Raw genomic sequence first — 18791 nt, 5'->3', positions numbered from 1 at the left:
CGACGTCCGGGCCGCGGCCGGTCGTCCTACCTGAGGAAGCGGGAGCGTCTGCGGTCGGCCAGGATCCTGCCACCGGTCTGGCAGGTCGGACAGTACTGGAGGGAGGAATCGCTGAAGGACACCTCCCGGACGGTGTCCCCACAGACGGGGCAGGGCTCCCCGGTGCGACCGTGTACCCGCGTACCGGCCCGCTTGGCCGCCTTGAGCCGGTCCGGGGTCGACGCCTTGGCGCGTTCCAGCGCTTCGAAGAGCGTGTCACGCAGCGCCGTGTGGAGTCGTTCCGTCTCCGCGGCGGTCAGGCTGGAGGCGGGCTTGTAGGGCGACAGCCGTGCCGCGTGCAGGATCTCGTCGCTGTAGGCGTTCCCGATTCCGGCGATCAGTGTCTGGTCGCGAAGGGCGCCCTTCAGCCGGTGCCGCTCCCCCCGCAGGAGTTGCCCGAGCCGTCGCCGATCGAAGTCGTCGGCCAGCGGGTCGGGGCCGAGCCTGGCAACTCCGGGTACCTTCTCCGGGCCGTCCACGACGTACACCGCCAGTCGTTTGTGCGAGCCGGCCTCGGCGAGGTCGAATCCGGCGCCGTTCTCCAAGGCCACCCGTAGGGCCAGCCCGCCGCCGGGCCGGGGAGGACCGTCCGGGAGCGGGTCTCGCCAGCGCAGCCGACCGCCCCGGGCAAGGTGGGCCACCAGGGACGGCCCGTCGACGGTCACGACCTCCAGGTACTTGCCGTGCCTGCGGACGGCGGCGACCTCACGGCCCTCCAGGGCCCGGAGCGGCGGGCGGTGGGTCTTCAGCGCGCTGACGGCCACCGGCAGGACGCGGACGACCATCCTGCCGACCGTCCGCTCGGCCAGGAACCCCCGCAGCGCCTCGACCTCGGGAAGTTCGGGCATTCTCCCAGGCTGCCGGCTCCGGCACGCCGGCGCCGCCGGAGTCTCAGTCCTCCGCCGGCACGACGAACTCCGACCACACGCACTTGCCGCCTCCGCGCGCCTCGACCCCCCAGACGTCCGCGAGGGTGTCCACGAGCAGCAGGCCCCGACCGGAGACCCCGGACTCCCCGGTCTCTCGCCGCCGGGGCAGGGCGCTGGAGGAGTCCTCGACCTCCACCCGCAGGCGGCGCTCGACTCCGGGCAGCACCCGGAGGGTGACCACCGCGGAGCCCTCGGTGTGCATGAGGGCGTTGGTGACGAGTTCGTCGGCGACCAGTTCGACGGCGTCGGCCTGCTCCTCCACACCCCAGGTGCGGACCGCCGCCCTGATCATGTGGCGGGCCTCGATCAGCGCGGCCGGATCTCCCGGCACGACGTGCTGTTGGAGGCGCGCCCCGGACCGGGCCGACCGCCGGGCGTGTCGACGCAGCAGCAGCAGCGCCACGTCGTCCTCGCCCCCCTTGCGCTCGGCCTCCTCGATCAGCCGGTCGGCGAGTTCCCGCACCTCGACGGGGCCGTCCGAGATCAGCGCGGCCAGGGCACGGGTGCCGTCCCCGAGGTCGGCGCCCGGCTGCTCCACCATCCCGTCGGTGCACAGCACCAGGGTGGAGCCGGCGCCGAGTTCGAGCCTGGTGACCGGATAGGCGAGCCGCCCGAACTCGACCGACAGCCCGAGCGGCAGGCCGCCCTCGGCCGAGACCCGCCGACAGGTGCCGTCCGGGCCCCGGAGAAGTGGGTCGATGTGCCCGGCGCGCACCACCTGGACGGCGCCGGTTCCCAGATCGACCTCGGCGTAGAGACAGGTGGCGAAGCGATCGGTGTCCAGCTCGTGGAGGAAGACCGAGGCCCGCGCCATCACGGTCTCGGGGGTGTGTCCCTCGGCGGCGTAGGCCCGCAGGACGATCCGCAGCTGCCCCATGACCGCGGCCGCGTGGGTGTCGTGCCCCTGGACGTCTCCGATGACGGCGCCGACCCGGCCGCCGGGCAGCGGAATCAGGTCGTACCAGTCGCCGCCGATGTCGCGTCCCACCGCGCCGCCGATGGTGGCGGCGCGGTACCGTACGGCGACATCGCACCCGGGGACGCTGGGGATGCTTCGCGGCAGCATGGCCTGCTGGAGTCCGGCGGCGAGGTCCATCTCCTGCTCGTAGAGCATGGCCCGCTGCAGGCTCTGGGCGATGCTGCTGCCCAACGCGACCAGGACGTCGCGCTCCTCCGGGGTGAACCCGTCCCGGTCGTCGTAGAGCAGTCCGAGGGCGCCGATCGGGCGGGCCTGGGCGATCAGGGGGAGATACGCCGCCGAGGTGATGCGGAGATCGACGATGTGCGGCCACAGCGCCGGGAAGCGCTCGGCGAACTCCTCCGCGGACTCGATGAAGCACGGGGTGAGCGTCCGGACGGCCTCGCTCATCGGGTAGTCGTCGCTGATCCTGGTGATGTCGGTTCCGGGCACGAAACTGCCGTGGGGGCCTTCGGCGGCCAGCCTGATGCGGTCCGCCTCGACGAGTCCCAGGACGATGCTGGCCGCCCCCAGTCGGCTCAGTCCCTTGATGTCCTTCAGGACCGCCACGACCTCCTCGACCGTACGGGCGTGCGCCAGGGCGGTGGTGGCGAGCTGCACCACGCCGGTCTGTCGGCGGCGGGTCCGCTCCTGGGTGGCCTCGTCGCGGCGGGCCGCGATCTCGCGCAGGTCCCCGCCGGCGGCGCGGACGACACCGACGATCCACCGAGGACGGCCGGAGGCGTCACGACCGATGTGGCCTTGCGTATGGGTCCAGCGCGTCGAGCCGTCCCGGCGCCGGACCGGGAAGTAGAGGCTGTAGTGCTCGCTGCCGTCCTTCATCGCCTGCGCGACACGCAGGTCCATACGCCGCGCCTCGTCCGGGGGCACGCGATGCGCGAGGCTCTCGGGACGTCCGTCGAACTCGTCGGGGCGCACGTCGAGGACGTCGTGGGCCCGGGCGTCCATGCGGAGAACACCGGTGTCAAGGTCCCAGGCGAAGCCTCCCATGCCGTTGAGCGCGAGGATCGGGTCCGGGTGGGCGGGCCAATCCTCCGGGAGTGGGAGGGCGCTCGCTCCCCGATCAGCCATGAGCCCCACCATGCCAGGACTCGGACCATTTCTCGACTCGTTCCGGGCGTTCGACGGTGCGGAATGTCCGAAGTTCAACCTCGGTCCGGACCGCCGGCATGCCCGGTCGGGCTCCGCGCCCCGTGCGGAGGCTCTCCCGCCGGGGCGGCGAGGGCCCGGCGGACCACGCGGGTCCCCGGGCCTGCGACCGCCCCGGTCGGCGGAGCTACGCGCGCCGCAGGCGCAGGGTGGTCAACTGGAAGGGCCGCAACCGCACCTCCACCCGGTCCCCGTCCACCCGGATCCCGGCACCCGCACCGGACAGCGGGCGCTCCAACAGGTCCGTCTCCGTCACACCGGCGACGGGGAAGGAGGCGGTGAGCACCGCCCGACTCCGTCCCCCGTGCGCCTCGTGGAAGCGGACGACCACGTCGCCGCTGCCGTCGTCGGCGAGTTTCACGGCGGTGATCACCACCGCGTCCCGGTCCACCGACACCAACGGGGCCACCTCCCGGGCGCCGGCGAGGCGCCGCTCTGGCTGGTTGATCCGCCACCCCTCGCGGACCGCGTCGCCGATTCCCGCGCCCGGCACCAGCGCGTGCCGGAACCGATGCACCCCCTGGTCCGTCTCCGGGTCGGGGAAGCGGGGGGCACGCAGCAGGGAGACCCTGACGGTGGTCGTCGTGCCTCCGTCGCCGTCCTCTCGCACGGTGCGTGTGACGTCGTGGCCGTAGGTGGAGTCGTTGACGACGGCCACCCCCCAGCCGGGCTCCTCCAGGTGCACGAAGCGGTGGTTGCACGCCTCGAACTTGGCTGCCTCCCAACTGGTGTTGGTGTGGGTCGGGCGGTGATGGTGCCCGAACTGCGTCTCGGAGGCGTAGCGTTCGGCGTGCACGTCGATCGGGAAGGCGAGTTTGAGGAACTTCTCCGTCTCGTGCCAGTCGACCTCGGTGTCGATCTCCAGCCTGCGCTCGCCCGGCACCAGCGTCAGGACCTGGACGACCCGGGAGGAGCCGAAGGCCCGCTCGACGCGCACCGAGGCGTCGTCCTCTCCCGGTGCCACCCTCTCGACGTCCGTGAGGTCGGTGACCGAGTGGCGGTAGAACTCGTCGACGTCCCAGGCATCCCACATGTTGGGGAAGTCGGGGTGCAACTGGAGGAGGTTGGCCGCCGTTCCGGGTGCCACCGTCTCCCGGTCGGCCGCGAGATCGTAGGCGGAGACGACGAGCCCGCGCGCGTCGACCTCGACCCGCAGCAGGTCGTTCTCCAGGACGAACCCCCCGGCGTCCCGGGGGCGCCTGACCGTCCGCCGCGGCGGTTCCGCCGGTGCGGCGCCGCCGGCGGCGACACCGGACCGTCCGTGCGGCGCCGCGTTGAAGACGAGCGGGACGTCCCCCTCACCGGCGAGCTCCCGCTGGGCGGATTCCACGATGCCGGTGAGCTCGGCCGCCACCCGCGCGTAGGTGTCGCGCGCCTCACGGTGCACCCAGGCGATGGAGGAGCCGGGCAGGATGTCGTGGAACTGGTGCAGCAGAACCGTCTTCCACAGCCGGTCGAGTTCCTCGTGAGGGTAGGGGTGGCCGGTGCGCACCTCGGCGGTCGCGGCCCACAACTCGGCTTCCCGTAGGAGGTGTTCGCTGCGTCGGTTGCCCTGCTTGGTCTGCGCCTGGCTGGTGAGGGTGGCCCGGTGCAACTCCAGATACAGCTCGCCCACCCACACGGGCGGCTCGGGGTACTCGGCGGCGGCCTTCGCGAAGAACTCCCCGGGGGTCTCCCAGGTGACGGTCGCCGAACCCTCCAGATCCCGGAGCCGAGCCGCCTTGGCGACCATCTCTCGGGTGGTGCCGCCACCTCCGTCGCCCCATCCGGTGGGCGCCAGCGAGTGTCGGGCGACGCCCTTGTCCTTGAAGTTCCGCGCGGCGTGCGCGATCTCGGAGCCCTTCATCGAGCAGTTGTAGGTGTCGACGGGCGGGAAGTGGGTGAAGACGCGCGTGCCGTCGATGCCTTCCCAGCGGAAGGTGTGATGGGGGAAGCGGTTCGTCTGCGACCAGGAGATCTTCTGTGTCAGCAGGTACTTGGCACCGGCCGCCTTGATGATCTGCGGCAGCCCGGCCGCGAAGCCGAAGGTGTCGGGGAGCCACGCCTCGTCGTTCTCGATGCCGAACTCGTCGAGGAAAAAGCGTTTTCCGTGCACGAACTGACGGGCCATCGCCTCCGATCCGGGCATGTTGGTGTCGGATTCCACCCACATGCCTCCGGTGGGCACGAACCTCCCCTCGGCGACAGCCTCCTTCACCCGCGCCCACACCTCGGGGCGGTGGTCGCGGACCCAGGCCCACTGCTGGGCCTGGGACATGGCGAAGACGAACTCCGGCGACTCGTCCAGGAGGGCGGTCATGTTGGAGGTGGTTCGGGCCACCTTCCGCACCGTCTCGCGCAGCGGCCACAGCCATGCCGAGTCGATGTGCGCGTGTCCGACCGCGCTGATCCGGTGTGCCGAGGGGACGGCGGGAGCGGACAGGACGTCGGTCAAAGCGGCGCGCGCGGCGCCGGCCGTGCCCCCCACGTCCTGGAGGTCGACGGCGTCCAGCGCCCTGTCGACCGCGCGAAGGATCTCCCAACGGCGCGGAGCGTCCTCCGGCAGCTCGACCATGAGTTCGCCGAGGACCTCCAGGTCCACGACGAGCTGCCAGACCGTCTCGTCGAAGACGGCGAGGTCCATGCGGGTCAGCGTGTACTGCGGCTCGTCGCCCGCGGTCTCCTTGTCGCCCAGGGCGGTGGGCAGGAAGGGGTGGTAGTCGAGGATGACCGGGTTGGACGCGGCCTCGACATGCAGACGGATCTCCTCCCCGCCCGCCGCCGGCGAGCCGACCCGGACCCACTGGTTACGGGGGTTGAGCCCCTTCACCGGGCTCCCGTCGGGCCGGTACACCAGCCCCTCGCACTGGAAGCCGGGCATGTTCTCGTCGAAGCCGATATCGAGGATGGCTTCCACGGTCCTCCCCGCCCACGCCTCCGGCACGGTACCGGTCACCCGGAACCAGCTCGTCCCCCAGGGCGCGCCCCAGCGGCTGCCCACCGCGATGGGCTCGGGGGTGGCCGCCAGGCCTTCCTCCACCGGCACCGGTTCGCCGGGCGCGTGCCAGACCGCCACGTCCAGGGGTACGGACTCGGGGTGAACGGCGGGCCGGATCCGCTCGTCGAGGACGCGCTTGAGGCGGGCCTCCACCAGCTTGCGGTCGTCATGCATGGGTTGTGCTCCGGGGTCGGGGGCGAGAGGGCGCCTGGACGGTCACCAGGTCGGGGGCTCCGGGGCGGGTGCGGTGCCCGCCTCGGTACTCGGTGCGTACCGTACGGGGCGGCGGGCCGCGTCCGGCCGCCGGTCCGGCCGGCGTCACGACCGCACGCCGGTCCGAGCGCGGGTGGCGAGGACCCGCTCGGGCGTGACGACGTCGGTGATGCCACGTGCCGCCAGATGGGCTCCGTCGTCGGCCAGGACGTCCAGGACGGCGGTGGGACGCGCACCGTCCGCGGCCAGCCCGAAGAACGCGTCGAAGACGGGACCGCCGGGGGCGCAGCGCGACCGCGCCCCCGAGGCGGCCGGGACGACCAGCGCCGTCGTCCTCGGGGCCGCGCGGCGCGGGTGCGCCCTGGCCTCCCGCGCGGCCTCCGCCAGGACGCGCGCGATGTCCTTGGGGCGTCGATCGTTGGTGAGGACGCCCAGGCCGTACTCCAGTTCGGGGAAGTCGGCGAGGTCACGGGAGACGTCGTGGGAGCACCACCAGGTGATGCCCCAGAGTTCGGGGCAGTCCAGGACGTTGGCGACGGTCGCCGCGGTGAATTCGGCCGCGTGCTCGGCCGCGACGAGGGGGGCGGGGGCGCCCACCTCCTGGAGCCAGACCGGACGCCCTGGGTCGACGGCCCAGGCCTTGCTCAGTTCCACCAGGTAGGCCGCGTGGTGCTCGGAGGGCACGGAGGCACGGCCGTGCCGCTGGGCGGTGCCGTTGAAGACCCAGGAGTGCACGGCCGTCATGGCGCCTTTGCGGGCGGCCTGGCCGGGCGTGAACGGTTGGTCGTCCTGGTACCAGGTGGCGTCGTACTCGGCGTGCAGATGGGCCCGGCCGGGGGCGCCGCTCTCGCAGGCGCCGAGCATCCGCTCCAGCCAGGTGTCGATCTGCTCGGGGGTGGCCCGGTCGGGGTCGGGGTGGGGGGACGCGGAGAACTGGTTGATCTCGTTGCCCAGGGTCATCCCGAGGAAGTTGGGGCGGTCGGCGAGCGCCGCGGCGAGGGTGTGCAGGTACGCGGCCTGCCCTTCCAGGACCCGTGGATCGGTGAACAGGTTGCGACGGTGCCAGGTGCGGGTCCACGCGGGGAGGAAGTCGAAGCTGCTCAGGTGCCCTTGGAGGCCGTCGACGTTGACGTCCAGCCCGCGCTCGCCCGCCGCGTCCACCAGACGGACCAGGTCGTCCACGGCGCTCCCTCGGATCAGGGTGCGGTTGGGCTGGAAGTAGGGCCACAGGGGGAAGACCCGGACGTGGTCCATGCCGAGTGCGGCGATGGAGTCGAGGTCGGCGCGGACGGAGTCCTCGTCGAAGTCGAGCCAGTGATGGAACCACCCCACGCTTGGGGTGTAGTTGACGCCGAAGCGCACGGGAGCGGGCATGGGTTTTCCTTGGGTGTGGGGGGTCAGCCCTTGACGGCGCCCTCGCCGACGCCGCGGAAGAAGTAGCGCTGGAGACAGGCGAAGAGGATGATCAGGGGTGCCACCGCGATGATCGTCCCGGCGGCCACCAGACGTTCGTCGTTGGCGAAGGTGCCGTGCAGGTAGTTGAGGCCGATGGTGAGGGTGAACTTGGACGGGTCGCTGAGCACGATGAGCGGCCAGAGGAAGTCGTCCCACGCCCCCATGAAGGCGAAGATCGCCACCACGGCCAGAGTTCCCTTCACGGAGGGCAGGGCGATCCGGAAGAACCGCTGCCACACGTTGGCGCCGTCGACGAAGGCCGCCTCCTCGATCTCGAAGGGCACGTTGAGGAAGGCGTTGCGCATCAGCAGCACGTTCAGGGCGCTGACGCAGGCCGGCAGCAGCACGCCGATCAGGGTGTTGTTCAACCCCAGGTCACGCATCGTCGTGAACTGGGCGATGATGATGCCCTCGACGGGCACCAGCATGGCCAGCACGAAGACGACGGTGGCGACGCGCCGTCCGCGGTAGTGCAGTCGGGCCAGCGCGTAGCCGGCGAGGGCGGCGCCGACGCAGTTGGTGACGACGTTGGCGACGGCGACCTTCAACGAGTTCAGGGCGTAGTCCCACACGGGGATCGTGTCGGTGACCCGCGCGTAGTTGTGGAGGGTCGGCTCGCTCGGCAGGAACCTCGGCGGGGAGCTGAAGATGTCCTCGGTGGGCCCCTTGAGGGAGGTGGACAGTTGCCACAGGAAGGGGCCGATGGTGAGGGCCAGCACGGCGACGAGGAGGACGTAGCGCAGGGCCAGTTCCCAGCCGCGGACGCGGCGGCCGTCCTCGTCGGTGACGCGTGCCCGCCTCGTGGCGGGCACGGCGCGGCCGTCGGCCCGGCTTGGTGGTGTGGCGCTCACGAGGCGTCCTTCCGGTCGGCGCGCAGGACGAGCAGCATCAGGCCCACGGTGACGACGAACACCACCACCGACACGGCGGAGGCGTACCCGACGCGCCCGCTCAGTCCGGTTCCGGTCCGCTGCACGAGCATGACCAGGGTCGTGTCCTCGCCGGCCGGGCCGCCGCCGGGGCCGGCCAGGAGATAGACCTCGGAGAAGACCTTGAAGGCGGCGACCGACGAGAGCGCCCCGACCAGGACCATGGTGGAGCGCACGGCCGGCACGGTGACCGTGAGGAACCTGCGCACGGGACCCGCCCCGTCGACGGCGGCGGCCTCGTGCAGCTCCCGCGGGACGTTGGCCAACGCCGCGAGATAGATGATCATGTAGTAGCCGAGACCCTTCCAGACGGTGACGGCCATGGCGCTGAGCAGGATCAGCCACTGGTCGCCGAGGAAACTGATCCGTCCCACGCCCACCGTCTCCAGCAGGTTGTTGACCAGTCCTCGGTCGTCCAGGAGCCAGACCCAGATCAGTCCCACCACGACGATGGAAGCGACCACGGGGGTGTAGAAGGCGGAGCGGAAGAAGGTGATGCCGGGGATGGTCTTCCGCACCAACAAGGCCAGCAGCAGCGGCAACAGCACCAGGGCGGGGACGACACCCAGGACGTAGAGGGTGCTGTTGCGCAGCCCGATCCAGAACATCTCGTCGTGGAGCAGTTCACGGAAGTTGGCGAGGCCCACGAATTCGCCGGGAACCAGGGTACGGCGGTCGGTGAAGGCGTTGACCAGGGTGGAGACGAAAGGGTAGAGGCTGAACATACCGACGACGACCAGGCCGGGCGCGGCGAACAGCCACGGGCTGAGGGGCAGTTGCCGTCGGACGCGCTTGGCCTTCCCGGGAACGGTGGTGCTCGCCATGGGTCAGCCCTGCTGCGCGAGCAGCTTGTTGCACGCCTCGGCGGCGTCGTCGAGCGCCTCTTCGGGGCTCTTCTTGCCTTGGAGCGCCTTGGCGACCTCGTTCTGCAACTCGGTCTTCATCTGCTCGCTGAAGAGCACGGGGGTGTAGTTCACCGCGGTCTTCAGGGACTTGGCGGCGGCGATCCGAACCCGCGTCTCGTCGGTGCCGTCCTCCTCGGTGAAGTGCGGTTCGTCGAGGGAGCCGGCGGTGCTCGGGAAGATGGCCACCTGCTCGGCGAAGTCCATCTGCCGGGTCGCGTCGGTTACGTAGTGGGCGAAGGCGATCGCGGCCGGCTTGCGTTCGGTCTGCGCGTTGACCATCACGCCCATCACGTACATGTTGGCCAGTCCGGTGTTGGTGATCTGGTCGGTGATGCCGATGTTCTCGTAGAGGCTCGGCGCCTCCTTCTTGAACTTCTCCAGGTCCAGCGCACTGCCCGGGTTCATCGCGACGGCGCCGGTGAGGAACTTCTTGCCCGCGGATTCGGGAGTGGCGCTGAGCGCCTGCCCGTCCAGGGCCCCGGCGTCGAACAACTCCTTGTATTTGGTGAGGAGTTCGACCCCGGTGACGTTGTTGAAGGTGAAGGCGGTGCCCGCGTCGTTCATCAGGGGCACGCCGTAGCGACCGAAGTCCTCGATGGCCGGCACGTTGGAGAGCGTGGCGACCTCTCCGTCGGTGCTCTCGGTGATCCGCATCGCCTGTTCGAAGAGGTCGTCATAGGTCTCGGGCGGCTGCTCCGGGTCCAGACCGGCCTTCTCGAAGAGCGACTTGTTGTAGAAGAGCGGGCCGGTGTTGAGGTACCAGGGGAAGGCGTAGGTGCCCTCCAGCCCGGGTATCCGGTGGCTGGCCCAGGCGCCCTCCAGGTACTCCTTCTCGTACTGCGGGGCCGCCTCGTCCAGGTCGAGCGCGAGACCCGCCTTGGCCAGCGGCGCCACCAGGTCCGGGGCGACGTTGACGACGTCCGGCAGCGTGCCGCCGGCGGCGTCGGCGCTGATCTTGTCGGCATACCCTTCGGCCGGCTGGTCGATCCACCGGACGTCGGTGCCGGGGTACTCCTTCTCGAAGTCGGCGATCACGCCTTCGAAGTAGTCCTTGAAGCCCGCCTGGAGGTTCCAGGTCTGGAAGGTGATGTCCCCTTCGACCTTGCCGGAGGCGTCGTCGGAGCCGCCGTCGCCGCCGCCGGAACCGCAGGCGCTCAGCGGGAGCAGGAGGGCGGCGGCGACGGAGACGGCGAGTGTTCTGCGCGAGACGGGCACGATGGCACCTCTCCCTGGTCGGTGTCTGCGACTGGACGGCAGTGACCTTGCCGTGCGATTCCGCGGAAAGTCAATGGATTGGCGGCAACTCGTCGGAGCGCACCGATCCGGCCCGGAAGCGGGGCCGGGAGGGGGGTTGTCAAGATGAACTAATGCGCTTTAGGCTTCCGCCACTCAAGCGCTTTAGTGATCTTCGGGGAAGGGGGCACCCATGCCCACGGAGCGGGGCTCCGCCCGGCGCCCGACGATGAAGGACGTCGCACGGCGCGCCGGGGTCTCGGAAAGCGCGGTGTCCTTCGCGTTGAACGACCGTCCGGGCGTCTCCGAGGCCACCCGGGACCGGGTGCGCCGAGTGGCCGAGCAGTTGGGGTGGCGGCCGAGCACCGCGGCACGGGCTCTGTCCGGCGAGGGGGCGGCCACGGTGGGGCTCGTCCTGGCTCGCCCGGCGCACACCCTCGGCGTGGACTCCTTCTTCCTCCAACTGGTGTCCGGCATCCAACAGGTGCTGGCCGAGCGACACCTGGGGCTGCTCTTCCAGATGGCGTCCGACATCGAGGACGAGTGCGCCGTCTACCGTCGGTGGTGGGCGGAGCATCGGGTGGACGGGGTCCTGGTGGTCGATCCGCGCACCGACGACCCGCGCCCGGGTCTGCTGGACGAACTGGGTCTGCCCGCGGTGGTGATCGGCGGCGCGCGGGACCGGCGCCACCCTCGGCTGTCGACGGTGTTCGCGGACGACGCGCGCGCCATGGCGGCGCTGGTGGCCGGTCTGCGCGAGCTGGGTCACCGGAGGATCGCGCACATCGCCGGGCTGCCCGAACTCGCCCACACCGAAAGGCGGATCGGCGCCCTGCGGAGGGAGGCGGCACGGCACGGAGCCGAGGTCCGATCTCTCACGACCGACTACTCCGACGCCGAGGGCGCCGCCGTCACCCGCCGCGTTCTGGAGGAGCGCGAACCTCCGACAGCGCTGATCTACGACAACGACGTGATGGCCGTGGCCGGCGTCGCGGCCGCCAGGGAACTGGGCCTGGTCGTCCCTCGGGACGTCTCGATCGTGTCGTGGGAGGACTCGGCGCTCTGCCGACTGGTCAAGCCCTGGCTGTCGGCGCTGTCCCGGGACAGTGTGGGGTTCGGGCGCACCGCCGCGTCGGAGCTGACGGCGCTCCTCGACGGCGGTCCGGCGCGGACGGTCGGCGTGCCGGTCCCTCGGCTGATCCCCCGGGAGAGCACGGGGCCGGCCACCGCCTGAGCCGGCCCGCGCGCCTCCCTCAGTCCACGCCGGGCAGGATGTGCGGCTCGGCGAGATCGTCCTCGTAGCCCGCAAGCCGGATGGGCGCCGACCGCGCCCAGACGTCGAGGAACCGGATCGCGCCCGACGGCCTGGGCGAGGGTTCCGGGGGGTCCTGGGGGCGCTGCTCGCGTTCGGTCTTCTCCGGTGTCACCGCGCACTCCTTCTGTGTCGGTCACCCTGGGGCGTCGCCCGGCGTTCCATCCTCCGGAGCCTGGCGCCCGCTCGGGTCTCGGTACGAAGAGCAGTTCGGACGCGGTGGCGCCGGCAACTCGGCCGAAGGCGAACCGTGGTGTCCCCGGGCCGCCCTCACGGCGGGCCACGAGCGTGGGTGAACCCGTGGAAGCCTCCCGCCGGCATCAGACTAACCAAATGAGCGGGGGCCCGCTCTATGGGGCCGCGGGTTTCCGGCAAGTCTCCCGGAGCGCCCCCGCGTCCGCCGACCCCGTCCTGTCCCGGTTCGTCCGGGTAGGTCCCACCAGACTCATCGCGCCTTCACCCGTTCGGCCCAGCGCGTGCGCCACCCCTCGTGACAGGACCCGGCGCCCGGGCGCCGCGGAACTCGCGCTTCGGGTTCCGCGAAAGGCGCGGGGTGGCCCGGCCTACCACTTCCCCGGCGCGTAGTCCTTGAGGAAGACCCCGTACAGGTCCTCCCCGGCCTCCCCGCGCACGATGGGGTCGTAGACCCGCGCCGCGCCGTCGACCAGGTCGAGGGGGGCGTGGAAACCGGCCTCGGCGAGCCGCATCTTGTCCGGGTGGGGGCGCTCGTCGGTGATCCAGCCCGTGTCGACGGCGGTCATCAGGATGCCGTCCTTGTCGAACATCTCCTGGGCGCTGGTCCGCGTGAGCATGTTCAACGCGGCCTTGGCCATGTTGGTGTGCGGGTGTCCCGCGCCCTTGTAGCCACGCTCGAAGACACCCTCCATCGCGGAGACGTTGACGATGTAGGCGCGCCGGGCCGCGGCGGCGGCCATCACCGGGCGAAGCCGGCCGATGAGGATGAAGGGCGCCGTGGAATTGCAGAGCTGGACCTCCAACAGTTCGACCGGGGTGACCTCCTCCACCGTCTGGATCCAGCTGTTGGTGTCGTGCAGGTCGGGGACCAGCCCGCCCGCGTCGATGGCGGTACCCGCCGAAATGCGCGCCGGGGAGGCGGATCCGGAGACCAGCGCGAGGTCGGTGACCTCCCGCGCGTCGAGCGACGCGCCGGCGGCGACCGGGAGCTGCGCCACGGCCCCCGAACCGAAGACTCCGATCACCTCCGTGGCGGGGAGTTCACCGACGGGCGGCGGCCCCGACTCCGCGGCGACCAGTTCGCGGTAGGCCCCGGGCGACCGCCGGACCGTCTGCGCCGCGTTGTTGATCAGGATGTCCAGGTCGCCCTCCGCGGCCACCGAGTCGGCCAGGGCCACGACCTGAGCCGGGTCCCGCAGATCGATCCCGACGATCTTCAGCCGGTGGATCCACTCGTCGCTGTCGGGCTGGGCCTTGAAGCGGCGGACCGCGTCGGCCGGGAACCGCGTGGTGATCGTCGTGTGGGCGCCGTCGCGGAGCAGACGCAGCGCGATGTACATACCGATCTTGGCGCGGCCCCCGGTGAGGAGCGCCCGCCTGCCGGTGAGGTCGGTCCGGGCCTCCCGGCGCGCGCGGTTGGTCGCCGCGCAGTCACGGCAGAGCTGGTGGTAGAAGTAGTCGACCTCGACGTAGCGTCGCTTGCAGACATAGCAGGAACGGGGGCGCTGGAGTATGCCCGCGAGGGTGCCCGCCTCGGTGCGGGACGAGGGCAGGACGCCCTCGGTCTCGTCGTCGATCCGCTCGGCCGAACCCGTCGCGGTCGCCTCCGTGACGGCCTTGTCGTGCGCGGTCTTGGCGGCCCGCCGCTCCTGTCGACGGCGCTGCTTCACCATGCGGTAGATGTGCGAGGTGGCCCGCCGCACCCGCACCGCGTCCGGGTGGTCGACCTCCAGCCCGTCGAGCTCCCGCAGCACCTCCAGGCAGACGGCCAGACGGTCCGGGTCGATGCCGGGCCCGAATCCGGAATCGGTGGCGCCGTCCGTGCCGGCCGGGCCGTCCTGTGTCACCGTCATCGCGCTGCCGTTCCTGCTCGTCCGTCGCGGCGCGCCGTCTCGCGTCCGCGGTCGAACGCAGGATTTTACGCGAGCGACGCCTCCCACCGGCACCACGGCCCGTTCATCGCTCGCACACGGCGATCAACTCCGCCAGTTCGGTCGACAGGGCGGCGGCGAGCAGACCCAGGTCCGGTACGGCGCGTCCGTCGGCGACCAGGCCGTAGTGGACCCGGCCTCGGTAGGTGGAGACCGCGACCGCGAGGGAGTGCCCGCGGGCCAGGGGGGCGAACGGGTAGACCTCCGTGAGCGGCGTCCCTCCGAGGCGAAGCCCGATCCCGGGGAGCGGGACGCTGGTGACCAGGACGTCGAACCAGAGCCGCGCGGCCCCGCCGACCAGCGGCCCGCCGAGCCGGTGTCCCAGAGCCGGGATGTGGTCGGCCAGCAGCGCGACGGCGCCGGCGCCGCGCCCCGGCCCGGCGTCCTTGTTGCGGTCCATGGCGGTGCGGACCGCGCCCAGGCGACCCAGCGGGTCGGGGTCTCCCACCGGGAGTCGTATCAAGTAGCCGGAGAGGCGGTTGCCGGGCGGCTCGGCACCACGCGGGCGACGCTTGGACACGGGGATCAACGCCCGGGGGGCGAGGCCGTCGCTGTCGTCGCCCCGCCCCTCCAACCACCGACGCAGCGCCCCGGCGACCACGGCGATGAGCACGTCGTTGACGGTGCCGCCCTCGGCCTTGCGGACGCGGTGGACGTCGTCGAGGTCCAGGACGACCCCGGCGGTGCGGCGGGTGCCGGAGGGTTCGGCGACCAGCGCGGGCGAGGAGCGGACGTCCAGCCCGGACAGGGCCGCCGCCGCGCCGATGTCGAGAGCGCGACCCGCGTCCGAGAGCGCGCCGCGCAACATCTCCGGCAGCCGTCGCACATCGGGCAACCCGGTGGCGCGGGACCCCTCTGGCGGCCGGGGGCGACCGGTGGGCAGATCGACGGGGTCGAGGACGCCGGCCGCGAGGGTGAGCGCCCTCAACCCGTCCGCGAGGGCGTGGTGGAACTTGAACAGCACGGCGAAGGACCCGCCGGCCGTCCTCGGCAGCACGTGCGCCTCCCAGGGAGGCCGACACCGCGCCAGCGGGCGCTCCATGAGCCGCCCCGCCGCCCCCTGGAACTCGTCGACCGGCGCGTGCAGGCGGACGTGGTCGAGGGGATCGAACCCGGGATCGGGCTCCCGGGTGGCGCCGCCGAAGGAGAACGGGCGACGCTCGGGAGACGGGGGGCGCCACACGTCCCGGATGCGCATGCGCAGACCGGGCACGCCGGCGGCGCGGGCGGCGAGAAGATCCGCCGCCCGGGCCGCCGAGGCCGGGGAGTCGGCCTCGAAGACCCCCAGGGCACCAAGGTGCATGGGATGCTCGGCGGACTCGAGGTTCCAGAACGCCAAGTCGAGCGGGGCGAGCAGTTCGGAAGTCAAGGGCGTGCCTCGCGAGCGGGGAACCGGCGGCCGATGATCGCCTCCGGTCACGGTCAAGTACGATCAGGCTACTGACCGTCGCCCACCGGAGGGGATCGCACCCGGCGCCCGACGCCCGGTCGACACCGGACGGAGCGGCGGTCCGCCCAGGTCAGAGGCGATGCCGTCCCAAGCATCAGCCACCCGTACGGCCGTACTCCGACCGCGCCGCCGCGCACCCGCCCGCCACCCGCGGGGTGCGCCGGTCACGACGAGGGACCGACCGGGACCGCTTCCCCGATGCGGCGGCCCGCGCGGGCCGCCCCGGGTCTGAACACGCCCGCCGAGGGAACCCGAGAGCCCGACCCCGAGGCTTCGGCAACCTTCCGACCCCGACCCGAGCCGCTCCCCCACCCCTCCCATGGGACGACCCCGTCCCGGCACTCCTCCATCGGCGGTAGGACAGGCGGGGTCCTCGGGGACGACGACGGGCGCGGACCGGCGCGGCAAGGTGATGCCATGGCAATCGATCGTCTCCCGCCGCGCACGCCCGAGCGCGGCGCCGCTCACGACCGTCGACCACGACGGAGTCGCCGATGAGCGCGCTCGCGTGGTCCGTACTGCTCTCGCTTGCCTCCGCGGTGGCGTACGCGGCCGGTGCCGTCGCTCAGGAGCGGGTGGCGGCCACCACGGGCGCCCCCCGCTTCGCTCCCGTGCGCCAGAGGCGCTGGTGGGTGGCGGTGGGCCTGCACGGCGTCGGCGCCCTCCTGCACGTGGCCGCCCTCTCCTACGGTCCGTTGAGCGTGGTGCAGCCGCTGGGCGCGCTGACGATCGTCCTGGCTCTGCCGATGTCGCGGCTGTTCGCCGGCGCGAGGGCGGACGCCGGCGCCTGGCGCGGTTGCGCCACCGCGACCCTCGGCCTGGTCGGGCTGCTGGCCCTGGTCGACGGGACGGGAACGCGCGCCCCCGCCGCGGCGGAGCGCGCGGGCACGGCCGCCGTCACCGTCTGCGCCGTCCTGACCCTGATGATCACCGCACGTGCCCTGAGGGGACGGCCCGCGGCTCGCTCCATGGTTCTGGCTCTCGCCGCCGGCGTCGCCTTCGGCATCGCGTCGGTCTTCACCAAGACGGTCACGGTCGGCTGGTCCGAGGGGATCACGGCGACGGGACTGGCCTCCCTCACCGTGATCGGTGTCCTCGCCACCTCCGGTGTTCTGCTCTCCCAGGCCGCCTACCGCGGCGCCGGGCTCGCCGCCCCACTGGCCACGCTCACGGTGGCCAACCCCGTGGTGGCCTCGGCAGTCGGTGTGGCGTCCTTCGGCGAGGGCTTCCGCCACGGCGCCCAAGGGGCCACGCTGGCCGTGGTCAGCGGACTGGTCGCGGCGGGGGGACTGGCCTCGCTCACGGCCCGGCGGCGGAGCGCGGACGAAAGCCACGCCGAGGTACCGGGCCCCGGCGGCGGGCCGAGGTCGCGGGAAGCGACGTCGAACGCCCGGACGACCGCGCCCACGACGGTCCGGCAACCCTGCCGCCGGCCCGCGCCCCTCGCCACCCCGCCGGCCCAGCGGGGCCCCGCACGGAGCGCGGGCAGCGGCGCGCCCCCACGGGCACCGAGGCCGGACCGGGCCCGAAGCAACCGGCCACCCCACACCGCACCGGTGCCGCCCGCCTCGCACCGGGAGGGAGTCAGATCCTGACCCCGCCCGCTCTCAGATAGGCCACCGGGTCGATGTCGCTGCCGAACCCCGGGCCCGTCCGTACCTCGAAATGGAGGTGCGGGCCCGTGCTGTTGCCGGTGGATCCCGAGCGGCCGATGCGCCGGCCGGCCTCGACGCCCTGCCCTTCCCGCACGGAGATGGCCGAAAGGTGGGCGTATTGGCTGTAGCGCCCGTCGGAGTGCCGGATCACCACCTGGTAGCCGAAGGACCCCGCCCACCCGGCGGAGACGACCCGACCCGCGCCCACCGCCCGTACGGCACTACCGGTGGGCACCGGGAAGTCCACACCCGTGTGGTAGCCCTTCGACCAGGCCGACCCCGCCTGGTGATAGGGGGTTCCCGTGGCCGCTTCGACAGGACTGACCAGCGAAGCCCCGGCGGAGGCGCCTCCGCTCGCCTCGCGTGGCGCCGTCCGGGAGGCGGACCCCGCGTCCTCGCGGTCGGGCGTCTTGGAGCGATCGGCTCCCTCGGCGGAGGGCCCCGATGCGCCGGGCGCGGCGTCGGTGTCCAGCCGCAGACGCTGTCCGGGGAGGATCCGGTCCGGGTCCTCGCCGACGATCGCGCGGTTCGCCGCGTACAACCGCTGCCACCCTCCCCGAACCTCGCGGCTTCCGGCGATGCCGGACAGCGTGTCGCCGGCGACCACCGTGTACGTCCGCGTCGTCCCGGCCCGGGACTGCGGGGTGGTCTGTGGACGGACGTCGGGGCCGGAATCACGGGCGCGGGTCTTCCGGGCCGAACTCTCGCTCCCGCCGGCGGCCTCATCCTCTGCGGAAGCCGGCGAACGGGCGTCCCCTCCGGTCTCGCCCCGGGTCGGTCCGGCTCGCCCGGAGCAGACCGGCCAGGCTCCCGGCCACTGGCCGTCGACAACCCGCTCCGTGACGGCCGTCTGTTCGGCGCGGGAGGCGGCATCGGCTCGCGGCGCGTACCGCGTGCCCCCGAAGGCCTCCCAGGTCGACTGGGTGAACCGCGGCCCGCCGTAGTGGCCGTTGCCGGAGTCGACGCCCCATTCCCCGCCGGACTCGCACTCGGCCACGCGCTCCCAGGCGTCGGTGTCCGCGGCGTGGGCACCAGCGGTGCCCACGAGGGGAATCGCCATGCCGGCCCCGCTCGCGGTGACGGTGAGCGAGGCACGGTTGAACCTGTTCGGCTGGTACCGGCGGTGTCGACCGCGTGCGGCCATGACCATCTCCCTCGACATCCGTCAGGAGGGGCAAAAGTATGCGCCGGTAACGAGCCATGACAAGGGCGCGATCGGCCCCGAGGACCGCGCCATCTGGCCGATAATCCCTCCTGGTTGACCGGAAAAGTCGAACACGGACACCAGGCATGCCGAATCAGTCGACTTCGATCGCACCACGGCATCGAGCCGCCGAAGCGTCGGGGCGACGCCGGCCGAGAGCCCACGAAGCCCCGTCGACCTCCGCCGCCGCACGCACCGTCCGGCCGGGACCACCGAGACGCCGCGCCGAACCGGCT

13 protein-coding genes are annotated in these 18791 nt (G+C 72.3%); 2 read left to right on the top strand and 11 right to left on the bottom strand.

The features are described from left to right. Nucleotides 1-26 precede the first annotated feature (26 nt). The 7 genes from JEK78_RS21145 to JEK78_RS21115 form a co-directional block, all read right to left on the bottom strand. On the bottom strand, nucleotides 27-887 hold the full coding sequence (locus tag JEK78_RS21145; protein WP_200261753.1) for an Fpg/Nei family DNA glycosylase: 861 nt from the start codon (nucleotides 885-887) through the stop codon (nucleotides 27-29). Between the two features lie 43 nt (nucleotides 888-930). Continuing rightward, nucleotides 931-3018 (bottom strand): SpoIIE family protein phosphatase, encoded by a 2088-nt coding sequence (locus JEK78_RS21140; protein WP_200261752.1) that lies wholly within the window; start codon nucleotides 3016-3018, stop codon nucleotides 931-933. A 205-nt stretch (nucleotides 3019-3223) separates the two neighbouring features. After that, the gene (locus tag JEK78_RS21135; protein ID WP_200261751.1) at nucleotides 3224-6247 is read right to left on the bottom strand and encodes a glycoside hydrolase family 38 C-terminal domain-containing protein; all 3024 of its coding nucleotides are present in this window, start codon (nucleotides 6245-6247) and stop codon (nucleotides 3224-3226) included. A 144-nt stretch (nucleotides 6248-6391) separates the two neighbouring features. After that, complete coding sequence (locus JEK78_RS21130) at nucleotides 6392-7660, bottom strand: cellulase family glycosylhydrolase (RefSeq protein WP_200261750.1); 1269 nt, start codon at nucleotides 7658-7660, stop codon at nucleotides 6392-6394. Between the two features lie 23 nt (nucleotides 7661-7683). After that, nucleotides 7684-8592 carry a carbohydrate ABC transporter permease gene (locus JEK78_RS21125; RefSeq protein ID WP_242483160.1) on the bottom strand — a complete coding sequence of 303 codons (909 nt, stop codon included), beginning with the start codon at nucleotides 8590-8592 and terminating at the stop codon, nucleotides 7684-7686. After that, nucleotides 8589-9494: a sugar ABC transporter permease gene (locus JEK78_RS21120; RefSeq protein WP_200261749.1), complete on the bottom strand. Its 906-nt coding sequence runs from the start codon at nucleotides 9492-9494 to the stop codon at nucleotides 8589-8591. The genes JEK78_RS21125 and JEK78_RS21120 overlap by 4 nt, the downstream gene beginning before the upstream one ends. A gap of 3 nt (nucleotides 9495-9497) precedes the next feature. Beyond that, complete coding sequence (locus tag JEK78_RS21115) at nucleotides 9498-10790, bottom strand: sugar ABC transporter substrate-binding protein (RefSeq protein ID WP_200261748.1); 1293 nt, start codon at nucleotides 10788-10790, stop codon at nucleotides 9498-9500. 211 nt (nucleotides 10791-11001) lie between these two features. Between JEK78_RS21115 and JEK78_RS21110 the strand changes: the two genes are divergently transcribed. Further along, complete coding sequence (locus JEK78_RS21110; protein WP_200261747.1) at nucleotides 11002-12042, top strand: LacI family DNA-binding transcriptional regulator; 1041 nt, start codon at nucleotides 11002-11004, stop codon at nucleotides 12040-12042. A 19-nt stretch (nucleotides 12043-12061) separates the two neighbouring features. Here the strand turns inward: JEK78_RS21110 and JEK78_RS21105 are convergent, their stop codons facing one another. The 3 genes from JEK78_RS21105 to JEK78_RS21095 form a co-directional block, all read right to left on the bottom strand. Then, nucleotides 12062-12235: a hypothetical protein gene (locus JEK78_RS21105; protein ID WP_200261746.1), complete on the bottom strand. Its 174-nt coding sequence runs from the start codon at nucleotides 12233-12235 to the stop codon at nucleotides 12062-12064. A gap of 448 nt (nucleotides 12236-12683) precedes the next feature. Then, complete coding sequence (locus JEK78_RS21100; protein WP_200261745.1) at nucleotides 12684-14168, bottom strand: SDR family NAD(P)-dependent oxidoreductase; 1485 nt, start codon at nucleotides 14166-14168, stop codon at nucleotides 12684-12686. A 103-nt stretch (nucleotides 14169-14271) separates the two neighbouring features. After that, a complete protein-coding gene (locus JEK78_RS21095; protein WP_200261744.1) occupies nucleotides 14272-15615 on the bottom strand; it encodes a wax ester/triacylglycerol synthase family O-acyltransferase in 1344 nt (447 codons plus the stop codon). Nucleotides 15616-16190: 575 nt separating this feature from the next. On the opposite strand from JEK78_RS21095, the gene JEK78_RS21090 reads away from it, so the two are divergent. After that, nucleotides 16191-17291, top strand: coding sequence for a DMT family transporter (locus tag JEK78_RS21090; RefSeq protein ID WP_200261743.1), 1101 nt, complete (start codon nucleotides 16191-16193; stop codon nucleotides 17289-17291). On the opposite strand, the gene JEK78_RS21085 is transcribed toward JEK78_RS21090, so the two are convergent. Further along, entirely contained in the window at nucleotides 17281-18495 is a 1215-nt protein-coding gene (locus tag JEK78_RS21085) for a peptidoglycan DD-metalloendopeptidase family protein (protein ID WP_200261742.1), read from the bottom strand. The two genes, JEK78_RS21090 and JEK78_RS21085, sit on opposite strands and share 11 nt — an antisense overlap. Nucleotides 18496-18791: the final 296 nt, after the last annotated feature.

It is taken from the genome of Streptomyces sp. HSG2, from assembly GCF_016598575.1.
Classification (GTDB): domain Bacteria; phylum Actinomycetota; class Actinomycetes; order Streptomycetales; family Streptomycetaceae; genus Streptomyces.
This window is presented reverse-complemented; position numbering and strand designations above follow the sequence as displayed.